This window comes from Frateuria sp. GZRR33, from assembly GCF_051900425.1.
GTDB lineage: Bacteria > Pseudomonadota > Gammaproteobacteria > Xanthomonadales > Rhodanobacteraceae > Frateuria_A.
In genome coordinates this window covers 143,755-159,053 of sequence record NZ_JBHZGK010000007.1, presented here as the reverse complement: position 1 = coordinate 159,053, position 15,299 = coordinate 143,755, and the positions used below count along the sequence as shown (strand labels likewise).

The 15,299-nt window shown below is 69.4% G+C and carries 18 protein-coding genes; 12 read left to right on the top strand and 6 right to left on the bottom strand.

Annotated features, from left to right (window positions below; genetic code table 11):
- Positions 1-93: 93 nt before the first annotated feature.
- Positions 94-1,890, bottom strand: coding sequence for an FAD-dependent oxidoreductase (locus ACFWZU_RS11075; protein WP_439701570.1), 1,797 nt, complete (start codon positions 1,888-1,890; stop codon positions 94-96).
- A 284-nt stretch (positions 1,891-2,174) separates the two neighbouring features.
- On the opposite strand from ACFWZU_RS11075, the gene ACFWZU_RS11070 reads away from it, so the two are divergent.
- Positions 2,175-3,053: a LytTR family DNA-binding domain-containing protein gene (locus ACFWZU_RS11070; protein WP_439701569.1), complete on the top strand. Its 879-nt coding sequence runs from the start codon at positions 2,175-2,177 to the stop codon at positions 3,051-3,053.
- A gap of 382 nt (positions 3,054-3,435) precedes the next feature.
- Here the strand turns inward: ACFWZU_RS11070 and ACFWZU_RS11065 are convergent, their stop codons facing one another.
- Both ACFWZU_RS11065 and ACFWZU_RS11060 read right to left on the bottom strand, forming a co-directional pair.
- Complete coding sequence (locus ACFWZU_RS11065; protein ID WP_439701568.1) at positions 3,436-4,338, bottom strand: sensor histidine kinase; 903 nt, start codon at positions 4,336-4,338, stop codon at positions 3,436-3,438.
- A gap of 255 nt (positions 4,339-4,593) precedes the next feature.
- Entirely contained in the window at positions 4,594-5,013 is a 420-nt protein-coding gene (locus tag ACFWZU_RS11060) for a type II toxin-antitoxin system HicB family antitoxin (protein WP_439701567.1), read from the bottom strand.
- Positions 5,014-5,247: 234 nt separating this feature from the next.
- Between ACFWZU_RS11060 and ACFWZU_RS11055 the strand changes: the two genes are divergently transcribed.
- Positions 5,248-5,967: a hypothetical protein gene (locus tag ACFWZU_RS11055; RefSeq protein WP_439701566.1), complete on the top strand. Its 720-nt coding sequence runs from the start codon at positions 5,248-5,250 to the stop codon at positions 5,965-5,967.
- Positions 5,968-6,052: 85 nt separating this feature from the next.
- Positions 6,053-6,487 carry a DUF6491 family protein gene (locus ACFWZU_RS11050; RefSeq protein WP_439701565.1) on the top strand — a complete coding sequence of 145 codons (435 nt, stop codon included), beginning with the start codon at positions 6,053-6,055 and terminating at the stop codon, positions 6,485-6,487.
- Between the two features lie 116 nt (positions 6,488-6,603).
- On the opposite strand, the gene ACFWZU_RS11045 is transcribed toward ACFWZU_RS11050, so the two are convergent.
- The 3 genes from ACFWZU_RS11045 to ACFWZU_RS11035 all read right to left on the bottom strand — a co-directional run bounded on the left by ACFWZU_RS11045 (position 6,604) and on the right by ACFWZU_RS11035 (position 8,869).
- Entirely contained in the window at positions 6,604-7,425 is an 822-nt protein-coding gene (locus tag ACFWZU_RS11045; protein ID WP_439701564.1) for a ferritin-like domain-containing protein, read from the bottom strand.
- 116 nt (positions 7,426-7,541) lie between these two features.
- Complete coding sequence (locus ACFWZU_RS11040) at positions 7,542-7,958, bottom strand: universal stress protein (RefSeq protein ID WP_439701563.1); 417 nt, start codon at positions 7,956-7,958, stop codon at positions 7,542-7,544.
- A 41-nt stretch (positions 7,959-7,999) separates the two neighbouring features.
- Positions 8,000-8,869 carry a YihY/virulence factor BrkB family protein gene (locus ACFWZU_RS11035; protein ID WP_439701562.1) on the bottom strand — a complete coding sequence of 290 codons (870 nt, stop codon included), beginning with the start codon at positions 8,867-8,869 and terminating at the stop codon, positions 8,000-8,002.
- 158 nt (positions 8,870-9,027) lie between these two features.
- Here ACFWZU_RS11035 and ACFWZU_RS11030 point away from each other — a divergent pair, with 158 nt between their 5' ends.
- The 9 genes from ACFWZU_RS11030 (at position 9,028) to ACFWZU_RS10990 (ending at position 15,265) form a co-directional block, all read left to right on the top strand.
- A complete protein-coding gene (locus ACFWZU_RS11030) occupies positions 9,028-9,486 on the top strand; it encodes a hypothetical protein (protein ID WP_439701561.1) in 459 nt (152 codons plus the stop codon).
- Between the two features lie 163 nt (positions 9,487-9,649).
- Positions 9,650-10,105 (top strand): hypothetical protein, encoded by a 456-nt coding sequence (locus tag ACFWZU_RS11025; protein ID WP_439701560.1) that lies wholly within the window; start codon positions 9,650-9,652, stop codon positions 10,103-10,105.
- 43 nt (positions 10,106-10,148) lie between these two features.
- The gene (locus ACFWZU_RS11020) at positions 10,149-10,994 is read left to right on the top strand and encodes an energy transducer TonB (RefSeq protein WP_439701559.1); all 846 of its coding nucleotides are present in this window, start codon (positions 10,149-10,151) and stop codon (positions 10,992-10,994) included.
- A gap of 71 nt (positions 10,995-11,065) precedes the next feature.
- Positions 11,066-11,818: a DUF2884 family protein gene (locus ACFWZU_RS11015; RefSeq protein WP_439701558.1), complete on the top strand. Its 753-nt coding sequence runs from the start codon at positions 11,066-11,068 to the stop codon at positions 11,816-11,818.
- A gap of 162 nt (positions 11,819-11,980) precedes the next feature.
- Positions 11,981-12,421, top strand: coding sequence for a PA2169 family four-helix-bundle protein (locus tag ACFWZU_RS11010; RefSeq protein ID WP_439701557.1), 441 nt, complete (start codon positions 11,981-11,983; stop codon positions 12,419-12,421).
- Between the two features lie 37 nt (positions 12,422-12,458).
- Positions 12,459-13,031 carry a DUF924 family protein gene (locus ACFWZU_RS11005; RefSeq protein WP_439701556.1) on the top strand — a complete coding sequence of 191 codons (573 nt, stop codon included), beginning with the start codon at positions 12,459-12,461 and terminating at the stop codon, positions 13,029-13,031.
- Between the two features lie 31 nt (positions 13,032-13,062).
- Positions 13,063-13,350 (top strand): DUF2845 domain-containing protein, encoded by a 288-nt coding sequence (locus ACFWZU_RS11000; RefSeq protein ID WP_439701555.1) that lies wholly within the window; start codon positions 13,063-13,065, stop codon positions 13,348-13,350.
- 100 nt (positions 13,351-13,450) lie between these two features.
- Complete coding sequence (locus ACFWZU_RS10995) at positions 13,451-14,266, top strand: DUF2884 family protein (RefSeq protein WP_439701554.1); 816 nt, start codon at positions 13,451-13,453, stop codon at positions 14,264-14,266.
- A 156-nt stretch (positions 14,267-14,422) separates the two neighbouring features.
- Positions 14,423-15,265 (top strand): mechanosensitive ion channel family protein, encoded by an 843-nt coding sequence (locus ACFWZU_RS10990; RefSeq protein ID WP_439701553.1) that lies wholly within the window; start codon positions 14,423-14,425, stop codon positions 15,263-15,265.
- Positions 15,266-15,299 lie beyond the last annotated feature (34 nt).

Here is a 15,299-nt window from a genome sequence, read left to right as displayed (position 1 = left end):
CAACGGGCTGTGGGTACGGGGCGGCCCGCTGCAGGAGCGCAGCGGTGCGCGACCGCCATGGCTCCGGTCGCGCCAGGTGCGCTCCTGCAGCGGTTAACCGACGCGCGTGAACCCGTCTTCGCTCCAGCCCTCGCTGCCCACGCCGTGGTGCACGACGAACAGCCCGTCCGGGTCGTAACGCCGCTTGGCACGCAGCAGCCGCGCGTAGTTCGCTCCCCAGAAGCCCCGCTGCCAGTCGCGCAGGAAGTAGTCGCTCTCGGACACGTACGAGCCGGCATGCGGCGCAACCACGCGCAGCGCCTCCATTGCAGCCTCGACCGCCGCGGCGTCGCCGCGCGCTTCGGCCAGGTCCGGATCGCGCAATCCCGGGAAGGCCGGGCCGCTGCCGTCGGCGCAGATCGCCAGAGCGAACGCGTCGGCCACCTGCGGGTTCATCGCGGTGTCGCGCGTGCGCGCGATCGCGGAAGGCTCGCCGCCGGCCATGCCCTTGTTGAAGTGCAGCGCGAAGTCATGCCGGCGCGAGGCGGCGAACAAGGCATCCGCCAACGCCCTCTGCCTATCCGGCGCAAGCAGCGCGGCCGGCAGCCAGGCCGACTGGTAGGCATGGATGAACCAGCCGACCTGTCCGCGATCGCCGGCCCAGACCATGTGGTAGGCGGGCGTGCCGGGCCGGTCGTCGTCGGCCATCAGCTGCGGCGCGTGCTGGCGGAAGAAGTCGGCATCCCAGAAGTGCCGTGCCGGCAGGGCCAGCGTGCGCGGGGGTTCCGCGAAGCTGTATTCCTTGCGCGCGCGCACCCAGTCGAAGAAGGGCTTCCACGTCTGCTCGGCCTGTGCCTCGGTCAGCCCCTGGAACACCATGCTGATCGACAGCGTGTTGTCCGGTGCGAAGCCCATCTGCTCGCCCCAGTGCGGGTTGAACAGCGCCTCGCGATAGAACGCCATCGCACGCCCCACCAGCGCCCGGTAGGCCTGGTCGGAGGACGCCTGGATGGTGCCGAACACCGCGCCAAAGAACGGCGGCAGCTCGAAGGTACGCAGGGTCAGCCGGGTCACCACGCCCAGACTCCCGCCACCACCGCCCTTGAGGCCCCAGAAGAGCTCCGGATGCTGGTGCGCGTTGATCGTGAGCACCGCGCCGTCGGCGGTGACCACTTCGGCCTCCAACAGGTTGGACGCGGCGGTGCCGAAGCCCTTGGAGAAACTGCCGAAGCCGCCGCTCTGCACCAGGCCGGCCACGCCCACCGTGGTGCAGCCGCCGCCCTGCGCGTAGCGCCCACCCACGGTCGTCACCGCGTGATAGACGTCGATCCACATCGCGCCGGCACCCACGCTCACCGCCGGCAGCGGCGCTACCTTGCCCTCGCCGCCGGCGGGCACGAACCCCTCGTGCAGAGTCACCTGATTCATGCGGCGCGGCCAGACCAGCAGCGAATCGGGCGCGCTGGAGGTGCCCTGGTAGCTGTGGCCACCGCCCTTGACCACCAGCCGCAGACGGTGCCGCCGCGCGAAATCCACCGCCGCAGCCACGTCCGCGGCCGACTCGGCGGCCACCGCGTAGGCACTGGGCCGCGAGCGCCAGGCATCCGCCCAACCGCTGGTCTGGGTGAGCGCCGGGTCGTCGCCCAGGGCGAAGGGGTTCTTCAGCTGCCTGGCCGCCTCGGCGTAGGCGGCGGTGCCCGCGCCGCCCGCGAACGGAGACGCCGGCTTGAGCAGGCGACCGCCGACCGCGCGATCGAGTGACTGCCATTCGGCCAGCGCCGGCCAGCCGGGCTGGCCCGGGCGAAGCCGCACGGCGTGAGCCAACCTGGCCGGCAGGGCGCGGGCGGTGCGCGCCAATGCCGGCAGCAGTGGCAAAGCCAGGGCGGCCTTGAGCAGTTCGCGTCGTTTCATGGCGATTCTCCGGGTGATCGGCGCACCCTACGCCCTGCCGTGGTCCAGCACCGCTGCGCGGTGACCGGTCGCGGGTGCCTTGGGATGGAAGGCGGGCGTGTGGGACGAGTGGCACTCGTGCGGGACACCCATCCGGCCCGGACCCTTCCCTCGAAGCGCGGCGTCGGGTTCCCGCCCTCCAAGGGAAGCTCGACCGCGCCTGCGGCGGAACCTCCCTTTCAGGGGAAGGGCCGGGACGGACGGTTTTTGCGGCGCGCCGCCCGCCCGCCCCATAGAATCCGCCGATGCCCCCGACCACCCACCTCGACTACCGCAGCTTCCATCGCTGGCGCCGTTCGGCGGAGATCGGTTTCTGGATCCTGCTGGCCATCCTCAACACCGTGTTCAACAGCATGGTTGCGCAGATCGACCACGCCCGGGTCGCCGCGTGGGAACCGTGGGTGTGGGAATGGACCAGTTCGCTGATGATCCTGGCACTGGTGCCGGCCATCCTGGCGGCGGAGCGGCGCTGGCCGTTTCGCTTCGACACCTGGCGACAGAGCCTGCCGTGGCACCTGCTCGCCACCGTGCCCTTCAGCTTGGTGCACGTGACCGGCATGGTGGCGCTGCGCGCGCTGGCCTATGCCGCGGCCGGCCATCGCTATGACTTCGGTCGGTGGGAACCGGGCTACGCCTACGAATACCTGAAGGACTTCCGGACCTATTTCCTCATCATCGCGCTGATCAGCCTGTCGCGGCTGTGGCTGGTGCGCTGGCAGGGCGAGGCACGGCTGCTGGCGGCGCCGGACGAAGGCCCGCCGGTCGAACCGGTCGAGCGGCCCGAGAGGTTCCTGGTGCGCAAGCTCGGCAAGGAGTTCCTGGTCAACGCGCGCGAGATCGAGTGGCTGCAGGCGGCCGGCAACTACGTGAACCTGCACGTCCGCGGGCGCGACTATCCGTTGCGCACCACCATGGCCGCGATCGAGGAGCGGCTGGATCCCTCGCGTTTCGTGCGCGTGCACCGGAGCTACTTCGTGAACCTCGACTACCTCGCCGAGATCGAGCCGCTCGATACCGGCGATGCGCGGCTCAGGCTGCGCGACGGCGCGACGGTCCCGTGCAGCAGGCGCTACCGTGCCCTGCTGCGCGAACGCTTCATTGAAGCGCCGGCGACCACGGTGTGAGCCGCCGGCATGTCGGGCTCCGGGGGCTATCGGGCTGGGAGCGTGCGGACCGCGCGTCGGCCGCTCGGCGGTCGTTTCAGGGGGCAATCAGCATCGTGAAATCGTGGCCGTGGAGCCGCCCACCCTCTCCGCGGTGCGCCGCGATCTAGGCTGCGACGGCAGCGGAGGCCTCGATCGGCTCCAGGTCGCTCCACACGTAGCTGGGGCGTGTGGGGAGCGATCGAGCCTGCTGCCTTCACGCAGCAGACGAGGTGGTAGTCCTGCGGCGTGCCCCCCCCCCCCGACAGCCGGGGCAGCAGCGGCCAGTAACCATCCACCACGTCGATGAAGCCATCAGCGGGCCACCCGGCAGGTGCGCGGGCCCGCTCATGGTGTCCCCTGCCTAGCGGGCCGGAACCAGTGCCGAAGTGGGAAGAATGACTTCCACGCGACAGCCGCCGGTCTCGGACGTGCGCTTCATGGCGCCCCCCAGGCGGGTGGCCAATTCCCCCACGAGCCGTGAGCCCGTTCCGGGTTGGGCATCCACCGGGCAGCCCTCGCCATCGTCCTGCACTACGATGTGCGTGGAGGCGCCACGGTGCCAGGCTTCCACCTTGACCTGGCCGGACGACCGGTCATTGAACGCGTATTTCAGTGCATTGGTCACCAGCTCGTTCACGATCAGCCCGATGGATGCCGCGGCAGACCGGTGGATTTCGGTCGAAGGCGCGTCGACCTCGAAGGTGATCGGGCGCACGCCAGCGAGCATTTGTCCGAGCTGGTCGCATAGCGAGCCGAGGTAGAGCGACAGTGGCACGCAGCCGCTGACGTCGCCGGTGGCATGCAGGCGCTCCTGAACCTGCCCGACGGAGCTGACCCGGCTGGCTGCCGACTGCAACGCCTGCCTTGCCATCGGGTCGGGGTGGCTCCTGGCCTGGAGCGAAATGATCGACGAGGCCATGAACAGATCGTTGCGCGTGCGGTGGATCAACTCGCGCAGGAGCAGCTCCTTCTCCTCCTTGGCCGATGCCAGCTCGCGCAAGGCGTGACGAAGGCCTTCGATGATCAGCGTCATCAGCACGCCGACAGGCACGAAGACGCCCAGCGCGGCGGTCCGTTCGGCAGCCGGCGCAGGCACGGCCCAAGGCAGGTGGGCGTTGGCGACCAATGCGCATAGCAGCGTGGCCAGGAAACCCGCTCCGTGGTCGAACAGCACGGCGCAGATCAGCACGGCCGGGAAGAACAGTTCCAGCCGGTAGCCGGCGAACACCTCGGCGAAGACGTTTTGCGCCAGCCAGGCGGCCACCACGATGGCGACCACACCGGCGAGGCGCACGGGGGTTGAGAAGTGCCGCCTTGGGAGCAGCGCTCTTGCGAGCCGATTCATGGGGCCTCCGGGCGGCACGGACGTCCACACGCCGAGCCTGGCCGTCAGATAGACGGGGGATGGGAAGGATTCCCGCACCCGGCGCACGCCGGAAGCCCCGGATGACCCGCGCCTGCCTCACTGGTGAGGGGCTGCCCGCGAGCGGTTGCCGTGGGACCGGCAACCGCGAAGCCGCTAAAGCGGCTCCACCGTAAGCTTGATCCGCAGGCCCATGGTCTTGAGCGCCAACTCCACCTGGCCCAGCTTCGACTTGTGGCGAAGATCGAGCAGGCGATCCACTTGGGGCAGGTGCACGTTGAGGCGGCGGGCGAGATCGGCCTTGCGCAACCCCTGGTTGAGCATGGCCTGGTAGAGCCCGATCTTTGCTACGACAAGCGGGGGTAGATCGACCGTCTGCTGTCCTAGAGCGGCGCGACTGGGCATGGGAACCGATTGCCGATTCTGCATGCAGTCTTGCAGTTGTTCCTCGATACCCTCCATCGCTGCGGCTAACGCGTCTTGCGCGTTCTTGCCCACGGCGGCGAGATCGGGCAGGTCAGGACAGGTGACCGTGACCTTACCCAGGGTAAGCGTCAGATTCACCGGATAACGCATGGCGGCTCCTCGGATCGCGAGCTGGCGCCGTACGCTGTCGTCCCAACCGCCGGCTGCGCAGCTTCACTGCAACCGCCGATTGTCCCCCATGGGCCTGTGGACGATAACAACATTAATGTTGTCTTCGCGGGGGCTTGCCGCCGCCATGCGCTCCGCTGCCGCCGCTGCCGGAACGGGTTGCACCGCCCGCCTGCCCGTTCCACGCTAGGGCTTTCCCCCGCCAGGAGAGCGCCGATGAAGCTGCCGTTCCATCCATCCGTGGCCGTGCTGTGTGGCGTGCTGGCCCTGGCCGGCTGCAATTCGCAGGACCAGGAGCAGCCTGCCCAGGCCCCGGCGGCTTCGGCGCAGAACGACGATGCCGCGCGCAAGCTCGACACCTACCGCCAGTTGCTGCGCATCCATAACGACGAGATGGCGGTGACGATGGGCCACGACATCCTCGACCGCTATCCGGACAGCGCCGCGGCGAAGGAAGTGCAGCAGACCCTGCCCGATATCGAGAAGCGCTGGAAGGAAGAGAGCGAGAAGCGCCGCCTCGACGCGCTGTGGCTGTACCAGGTCTCGCCGATGCAGGGCGGCACGCAGTCGACCGCCACCATCTACGCCAGCCAGCCCGCCGGCAACGACCGCGTGCGGCTGGTGCTGCGCCGGCACACCGACTGGGGCCAGAACGTGTTCCTGTACGGCGGCGGGCACGGCTTTGTCTGCCGCGGCAACTGCACGATCCACGCCACGTTCGACGGCAAGGAGCACGGCATCAAGGCGTTCGCGCCTTCCACCGGCGAGCCGGCGCTGATGATCCGCGACGACGACGACTTCATCGCGCGGATGAAGAAGGCCAGGAAGATCACCCTGGACGTGACCCTGGTCGACGGCGAGAAGAAGGAGACCCTGGTCTACGAGGTGGGCGGCTTCGATCCGGCCAAGTGGAAGGCGCTGCCGAAGAAGAAGTGAAGGCGGTGCACCGAGAAGTGACTCGGTGCACCGATCGGCCCCCGACGCGTTACCGGTCGTGCGAATCGAGTCGAGGAGTAGCGCCATGTCGTTGAAACGTGCCCTGCTGGCCAGTGCCGCCACGGTGGTGTTCGCCGGTTGCTCCAGTGTCCCCTACGCGCAGCGCCAGGCCGAGCGCCAGGCGGCCTACGCGCAGGCGGCCGGCGCGCCGGTCAACCACTTCAGCTTCTTCCAGCCGATGTGGTCGTGGGAGCCGCTCGGCAGCGACCAGGTGGCGGTCTACACCAGGCCGAAGGAAGCCTGGCTGCTCGACGTGCCCGGCTGCACCGAACTGCCGTACGCCAACACGATCGGCGTGACCTCGAACCTCAACCAGGTGTCGATCAACTTCGACAAGGTGATCACCGGACGCAACCAGCTGGCCTGCACGATCCGGCAGATCCGTCCGGTCGACGTGGGCAAGCTCAAGGCGTTGCAGCAGGAGCAGCGGCAGGTGACGGCCGAACCGCGTCAGGACTGACCCGCGCGCGAGGCCTCCATGGGAGCGCACCCTGTGCGCGACCGTGGGGTCGGCCGCTCCGGGCGGTCACGCACAGGATGGGCTCCTGCAGAACTTTCGACCCGATCCGTCGGCACTCAGTTGAGGAACAGGCGTTCGGCCAGCTTCGCCAGTGGCTTCTCCAGCGCGCCCTGCAGCCGCGCGGGAAAGTCCAGCGGCTTGAGCAGCATCTTCACCGTCATCTCGGCCGGGATATGCCGTCGCAGCAGGGCCTGCGCCTTGCCGGCGACGCGACGGAAGGCCTCGCGGTCGCCCTTGTGCTGTGGGTAGCACTGCTCGAACACGTGGCGCAACGCGATGTCGCTGTCTTCGCTGCGGATCTCGTTGACCCGCTTCAACACGGCGCGGAACACCTTGTAGCGCCCCAGACCCTCGTTCTCGCGGTAGCGGCGGAAGTGCTGGTAGAAGTACTTGAAGTGGCGCACCTCGTCGCTCTTGATATGCCCAGTCAGCTGCTTGAGCACGGGCTCGTCGGTGATCTCGTGCAGCGCGCGATACAGGCTCGCGGTGCCGGTCTCGACCACGCAGCGCGCGGCCAGCTCCAGTCCGCGGCTGTCCTCCAGCTGCTCGGCCGTGCACACCGCGCCGTATTCGGTCCAGAACGCGGCAAAACCCGTGTCCCAGTCGAACTCCGGCCACACTGCACGCACATAGGCGGCCAGCGCACGGCCGTGCTGCAGCTCCTCGTGCTCCCAGTGCTGGCTGAGCCAGGTCTGCAGTTCCTCGTCGCCGTTGAAGTGCGTGACCAGGTTGTGGGTGTAGAGATCCGAACCGCTCTCGACGAAAGACGAACTGCACAGCAGGAAGAACAACTCCTCGTTGTGGCGCACGCGCGCGCGGTCGATGCGCGACAGGTCGAGGCTTTCCAGCGTCCAGGGCAGGGCAGGGGCGTAGTTCACGCGGGTGTCCTGTGAAGGCGCGGCACGAAGCGCGCGCGTGACGGGCGAATGACGGACAGCATACGGTCTCGTGACGCGCGGGGATTAACCCAGCCCGACCCTGCGACCACCATCGCTTACGGTACGACCGTCACCGGCACGTGGGCGCGCGCCAGCACGTCGCTGGAGACCGAGCCGAGCAGCCAGCGCGCCAGCGTGCCGCGGTCGGTATGGCCGATCACGATGTGGTCCACGCCGTGCTGCCCGACCTGGCTCAGCAGCACGTCGCCCGGGCTGCCGTGGGTGACTTCCACGTCGATCATGTCGCGCGCGTCCGGCTCCATCGCGACCAGTTCGTCCAGCAGCTCCTGTGCGCGCTGGGCGCTGGAGTCGGCCATCATCAGCGCGCAGGCATCGGCGCCACCCTCGGTCACCTGCAGCACCGACACCACCCGCACCCGGCCCTTGCCGCAGCGTGCCAGCGCGACGGCGGTCTGGAAGGCGCGTTGCGACGAAGGCGAACCGTCGTAGCCGACCAGCGAATACTTGAACATGGCGCCTCTCCGTGCGTGTGGTTCCGATTATGCCGCGCCCGTCACTGGTCGCATGGGGCCTCCACCTCGGCGTGTGCGTTGGGCCGGATCGGCACCCCGCGCACCTCCGCCACGTTCTGCGTGAGCTCGGCGCCGAGCAGCAGGATCACCACCGAGTAGTACACCCACACCAGCAGCACCACCACGCTGCCGGCCGGGCCGTAGGCGCCGCCCACGTCGCTGTGCGACAGGTACAGGCTGATGCCGAACTTGCCGATGGCAAACAGGATCGCCGTGAAGGCGCCGCCCAGCAGCGTGTCCCGCCAGTCGATCTGCGCATCGGGAAGGACCTTGTAGATCGAGGCGAACACCAGGCCGAAAAGCAGCAGCGCGACGATCGCCTCCAGCGCGTCCCACATGGCCGTGTCGCTGCGCGCGAACACCGCGATCGCGGTGCTCGCCACCAGCGACACGATCAGCAGGAAGGCCAGCGTCAGCAGCAGCCCGAAGGCATGCATGCGCGTGAGCAGCCAGCTGAACAGCGCATTGCGTGGCGCCGCGCGCAGGTTCCACACGCGGTTGATCGCCAGTTGCAACTGGGCGAATACGGTCGATGCGCCGATCAGGGTGATCGCCAGGCCGATGATGCCGGCCCAGTGGCCGAGCTGGGGCCGGTCCTCCGCATTGTTGATCACCAGCTTCACCGCGTCCGAGGCGCGCGTCCCGACCAGGTGGTTGATCGAACTGACCAGCTGGTTCTGCCAGGCCGGCTGCAGCGAGGCGACCAGCCATAGCAGCAACACCAGCATCGGTGCGAATGACAACGCCGAGTAGAACGCTACCGCCGCGGCGTGCGTCATCAGATCATCCTTCGCCGCACCCTTGGCGGTGCGCTTGACGACCTCCACGGTCGATTGCCACAGCGAGTGCATGGGGCTCTCCGGAACCTGCGTGCGAACCCAAGCATGGCGAGGCGCCTGCGCTGCGATCGTGAACGCGCGGTGCCGTTCCCGCTGGCGCTTCCTTCACCCGTGCGGGGACAGACTCGACCGCAGCCTCACAGCGCCCCGAACGGGGAAGGAGACCTGCGATGAACCTGCGCACCACCGCATGGGCGAGCGTGTTCTTGGCCGGCACGATGGCGTTGGCGGCCTGGCCGGCCGCACCGGCCCGCGCGTCCGAACCCATGGTCAAGTGCGAGCTCAGCTACAACCTGCAGGGCTGGTCGATCATCTACAAGCACGCCGAAGGGGCAGGCACGGTCACCTGCGACAACGGCGAAAGCGCGCCGGTGAAGATCAGCGTGGTCGGCGGCGGCCTCACCGCCGGCAAGTTCCGCGTCACCGACGGCAAGGGCGAGATCACCAGGGTGCACGGTATCGCCGAGGTGTTCGGCGACTACGTGCAGGCCGGCGCCGAGGCGGGCGTGGTCAAGAGTGCCCATGCCCAGGTGCTGACCAAGGGCACCACGTCGCTGGCGCTGACCGGCACCGGCCAGGGCATCGACCTGGGCGTGTCGGTGGGCAAGTTCACCATCTCGCGTCAGTAGGCCGCATCACGCCCAGGGACGGGTTTCAGTCCATGGCTCCCCGCAGGGCGCTGGCTGAAGCCCACCCTGCGCCGGCCAGCGCGTAGACTTTGGCGGATCTTCCCATGGAGTCCGCCATGCGCAGACTGTCGATCACGTCCGTCCGCCACGCGGCTTTCTCCTGATGGCCGTCGATGCCACGCCCGCGCCCCGCTTCGGACTCTGGCGCGTTGCCACCTGGGTCGTGCTGCTGCTGGCCGCCATCGGCGGCGTGCTCTACCTGCGCCACGGCGACTGGCCCTACCTGGTCGGCAGCTTCGTGGTGATCGTGGTGTGCGCCGGCGGCATCCTGCGCCAGCCCTGGGCGCGACAGGCGCTGCGGGTGGTGGCCTTGCTGCTGGCGCTGTGGGCGCTGGCCACCGGCGGCCTGATGCTGGCGCAGTGGGGGCGGTTCGACGTAGCCCGCGCCCACGCCATGACCCAGCCGCAGGCGCCATTGCTTTTGCTGGTGATCGAGGACTGGCGCCGCAGTTTCATGCTGGCGCTGGCCTTCAAGGCGCTGCTGGTCCCGCTGGCGCTGTGGCTGGCCTGGCAACTAGGCCGGCCGCCGGTGCGCGCGCAGTTCGTTGCGCGGCGCTGAAACCGGGCGCAGACTCCCGGCACCGACCTGGGGAGGTATGGGGATGAAGCGCTTGTTGTTGGGAGTCGCCGGCCTGCTGCTGGCCGGCATGGCGTTCGCCGGTGGGCCCCGCGCGACCCGCGAGAAGGTCGAAGCCAGCATGGTCGTCACCGGCACGATCGGGGTGACGCCGCAGGGCACGGTGCTCGCCTTCGCACTCGACCAGCCGGAGAAGCTGCCGCCGCTGGTCGCCGACCTGATCGGCAAAGCCATACCGGGTTGGACCTTCCAGCCGGTGCTGCGCGACGGCAAGCCGGTGGCCGCCAAGGCCAGGATGAGCCTGCGCGTGGTCGCGCAGCCGATCGGCGAGGGCAGGTTCAAGGTCGGCGTGCGCAGCGCCTGGTTCGGCGATCAGGGCCAGGGCATCAGGAAGGAGAGTGCGCTCCAGCCGCGCTACCCGATGCAGGCGATCCGCGGTCGGGTCGAGGCCACCGTCTACGTCGCCTTGCGGCTCGACCGCGCCGGCCGGGTGTCCGATGCCACCGCCGAGCAGGTGAACCTGCGCGTGATCGCCGGCGAAAACGAGATGAACCACTGGCGCGAGCTGTTCGCCAAGGCCACGCTGGCCACGGCGCGGCAGTGGACCTTCAGCCCGGCCGATCCTTCCGACCATGCGCTCTACCGGGATGTCCGCGTCCCGGTGACCTACCAGCTGCACGTGGGCAACACGCCGCCTCCGTCAGCCAATGCGAGCTACGGCCAATGGCAGACCTACGTTCCCGGTCCCATCGAGCCGGTGCCGTGGAGCGACGAGGACAAGATGCTCAGCGGCGGCGTCGATGCCCTGCCCGACGACGGCGTGTTCGGGCGCTCCAGCCTCTCGCTGCTTACGCCGCTCGATCACGGCTGAAAAGCGGTCAATTCAGCCGCGGTTGACGCGCGGGCGGGTATCGCTGAGGTCCCTTTCCCGGACGACAACCGATGCGCCTGCGGCTCCTGTTCGCCAGCCTGATGCTGATCGCCGCCCTGCCGGTCCTGCACGCGCAGGACCTGGCGGGCACCTGCCACGCCAGCAGCGGCTATGACCTGACGGTCAAGCCGGACAGCCTGCTGTTCGATCGCCCGCAGCCGGCGCCCTTCCACGTGCAGATCGCCGACGGCACGCTGCATACCGACGGCCAGTCGGTGCGCCTCAACGCCGAGGACCAGGACCGGCTGGTGCTGTTCGAGCGCGAGCTGCGCGCGCTGGTCCCGCGCGTGCGGGCAGTGGCCGATGCCGGCGTCGCCCTGGCGACACGCGCGGTGCACGATGAAGCCGCCGGCATGCAGCTGGCGCCCGCCACCCTGGCCGAACTCGACCGGCGGCTGGCCACCCATGCTGCGCAGCTCAGGCAACGCATCGCGCAGAGCAACAGCACCCACGACTGGCAGGGTGACGCCGCCCAGCAACTGGCCGACCGCATCGTCGGCGACCTCGCGCCGCTGGTCGCCGCCGACCTCGGCCAGCAGGCGCTCGCTGCCGCGATGAACGGCGACCTGGCCGAAGCTGCGCGCCTGCGCGACGAGGCGGCGGACCTGGCCACCCAGCTGCAGCCCCGGCTGCAGCGCCGCATGCAGGCGCTGCGACCGCAGGTCCAGGCGCTGTGTCCGTCGATCCGGCGGCTGGCCGAACTGCAGCAGGGCGTGCGCGGGGCGAACGGACAGCCGCTGAACCTGCTGCAGGTGGGCGAGTAGGCTCCGCTGGCGCCGGGCAGCCGCGTGAACCGGCGCAGAGCAACCCGAATGCCGCCTGACGGACGGTGCGCAGCGAGCCGCGCGAACCGCGCGAGTTAATCCCCGGCTAAGTGCGCAGGGCCGACCATGGTCGTCCCACGTCGAACCCCAGGAGCCGCGCCCGTGGCGCCACGCCCGCAAACGCTGTTCAACGCCCTGATCCGCCGGGGCATCGACCTGCGCGCGATGTATCGCGATGCCTCGGCGCAGGCGAGCGAGCCGGGCCTGCGCGTGGTGCTGGGCGAGAACGCGAGCGCGCTGGACCAGGTGATCGCCGACCTGCAGGGCCAGGTCAGCCAGCTCGGCGGTACGCCGGCCCGGCACGGACGCCTGGGCGGTTCCGCGCGGCGCCAGCTGATCGAGTGGCTGCTGCCCGACACGCCTCGCCGCGACACGGCCTGGATCGCCCGCCTGGCGCACGGCGAAGCGGCGCTGGTGCACGCCTTCGAGGAAGGCCTGCAGCGCGCCACGCCGGAGGCCGCGCTGGTGCTGCGCCGCCAGCTGCCGAAGCTGCAGGGCATCCACCTGGACATGCACAGCCTGGCCCGCGCCCGGCGCTGCTAAGCTCCGCCCACCCGGGCTGGCCCAGGGGGAAAACGGCATGACCGCAAGCGCGCAGGATGTACTGGATTTCTGGTTCGCCGACGAGAACGCGGTGCGCTGGTTCGTGCGCGATCCCCAGTTCGACGAGGTCGTGCGGGCGCGCTTCGGCGCCACCCTGGACCTGGCCATCACGGGCGCGCTGGACCTGTGGGCGGTCACCCCGCACGGCTGGCTCGCGCTGCTGATCGTGCTCGACCAGTTCAGCCGCAACGTCTACCGCGGCGATGCGCGTGCGTTCGCCCAGGACAACCGGGCGCAGGCGCTGGTGCTGGAGGGGCTGGAACGGCGCGACGACGAAGCGCTGACGCCGCTCGAGCGCGTGTTCGCCTACCTGCCGCTCGAACACGCCGAGGACCTCGCGCTGCAATGGCGTTCGGTGACGCTGTTCCGCGCGCTCGCCCTACAGGCCACGCCCAACGCACGCGGGCAATATGACAACTTCCTCGACTACGCGCGCCGGCACTGCGAAGTGATCACGCGCTACGGCCGCTTCCCGCACCGCAACGCGGTGCTGGACCGGCCGAGCACGCCGGACGAACTGGCCTACCTTGAAGAGGGCGGCGGCTTCTAGCGCGACGGGTCGACTCCATGGAGGGAACGACATGCGCACCATCATGATCGCCGGCCTGTGGCTGCTCGCCTTCGGCGCCACCGCCTCGGACACCCTGCGCGTGGGCAGCCGCCTGCTGGTCGCCGGCGACAGCGCCGCGCAGGTGCGCGAACTGCTCGGCCAGCCCACGCGGGTGACCCACCACCGCGCGCGGCGCCGCGGCCGCGGCGTGGTGGTGCTGACGCCCGCCAGCGAAAGCTGGATCTATCGCGACGGCGAGCGCGAGATCACCGTCACCCTCGTCGACGGCGAAGTCGCAGGGATCGAACAGCGCCCCTGAAACGCGGCAGGCATGACCGATGGCAGGGCATGACGCCTGGCCCATGCCGGTCGCGCCGGGCGGCGGGAAGCTGGCGCCATCGTCAACGCGGAGCCGCCCCATGCGCACGCTGATCCTTTCCCTCGCACTCGCCACCGGCCTGGCGCTGGGTGCGCCGGCGCAGGCGGGCGGGCTGCACGTGAACCACGAGCAGTGCAGCTTCGGCACCGACTACGACGTGCTGGTCAAGCCCGAGGGCATCACCTTCGAGCATCAGGACGGCATGCCCGGCAGCGTGTTCATGCATGACGGCGCGCTGCGCATCGATGCCCGCGACGTGGCCGTGTCGGCCGCCGACGCGGGCCGCCTGCGCGAGTACGAAAACCAGGTGCGCAGTCTGTTGCCCGAAGTCGCCTCGATCGCCCGCGAGGGTGTGGACATCGGCTTCGATGCCCTTACCACGGTAGTCGCCAGCTTCGCCGACGACCCGGGCGAGCGCAGCCGGTTGACTTCGCAACTCAACGACCAGCACAAACAGGCGCTGCTCAAGATCGACGAGGGCCTGGGCCACGGGCAGTGGCGCCAGCACAGCGTCGAGGACCTGATGGAGAACCAGGTCGGCGACGCGGTCGAGTCGCTGGTCAGCACGGTCACCGCCAAGGCGGTCAAGGCCGCGTTGAGCGGCGACCAGAGCCAGGTCGCCGCGCTGGAAGCGCGCGCCGACGCACTGGACAAGAGCATCGACAAGCAGGTCGATGCCCGTGCGGACGCACTCTCCGACCGGGCCGAGGCACTGTGTCCGCGCATGGCCCGGCTCGATGAGCTGCAGCAGCAGTTCGAATTCCGCCTCAAGGACGGCTCGCGCCTGGCGCTGGTCGACCACCAACCCGAACGCGACAAAGAGGCTTCCGCCACGACGGAGCCCAAGACCCGCTAGCCGATCCCACGGCTTCGCGGGCCGGCCGCTCTCCCACAACGCGTATTGCGCGGCCAGCTACGCCGCGCCGGTTTCCCCAGGCCGGCGCGGCGTTTTTTTTTGGCTGCCGCGGGCTCCTGCTAGGCTTCGGGGCTGTTTCGTACGCGGAGTGACGCCATGCCCGACCTGCTTGCCCGGATCCATTTTTCCGAGAGCGCCACGCGGCTGGGGATCAACGTCCTCGCCGCCTTGCTGATCCTGCTGATCGGCATCTGGCTGGCGGCGCGCGTCGCCAATCTGGTCCAGCGGGCGATGCATCGGGCGAGCGTGGACGACACCCTGGTCGGCTTTCTGCGCAACCTGATCTACGGCGTGCTGGTGGCGGTGCTGGTGGTCAGCGCGCTGATCACCGCGGGCGTGCCCTCGGCGCCACTGGTGGCCGCCCTGGGCGCCAGCGGCCTGGCGATAGGCCTGGCGCTGCAGGGTTCGCTCAGCAACCTGGCCTGGGGCGTGCTGCTGATCATCTTCCGGCCGTTCCGTGCCGGCGATTTCATCCACGCCGGCGGCCTGGACGGCACGGTCGAGGCGGTCAACCTGATGTACACGCTGCTTTCGCTGCCTGACGGCCGCGAGGCGATCGTGCCCAACGCCAAGGTCGGCGGCGACGCGATCATCAATGCCAACCGCCGCGGTACGCGGCGCTTCGAGCTGAAGGTCGGCATCGGCTACAAGGACGACATCGGCCAGGCGATCGGCGAGATCGACAAACTGTTCGCGGCCGACCCGCGCATCCTGAAGGAACCCCCGCCGACCGTGGTGACCGGCACGCTGGCGGAAAGCTCGGTGGAACTGATCATCCGCGCCTGGACGCGCAGCGAGGACATGTGGGGTGCGCAGACCGAGCTGCTGCGCAAGATCAAGGAGCGCTTCGCCGAGGCGGGCATCAGCATCCCGTTCCCGCAGCGCGAGCTGACCGTCGTGCAGGGCGCGCTGCCGGACGGAAACGCCAAGGCCGGCTGACCCATTCGGTGCGCGAGTCCCCTTGTGGGCAATG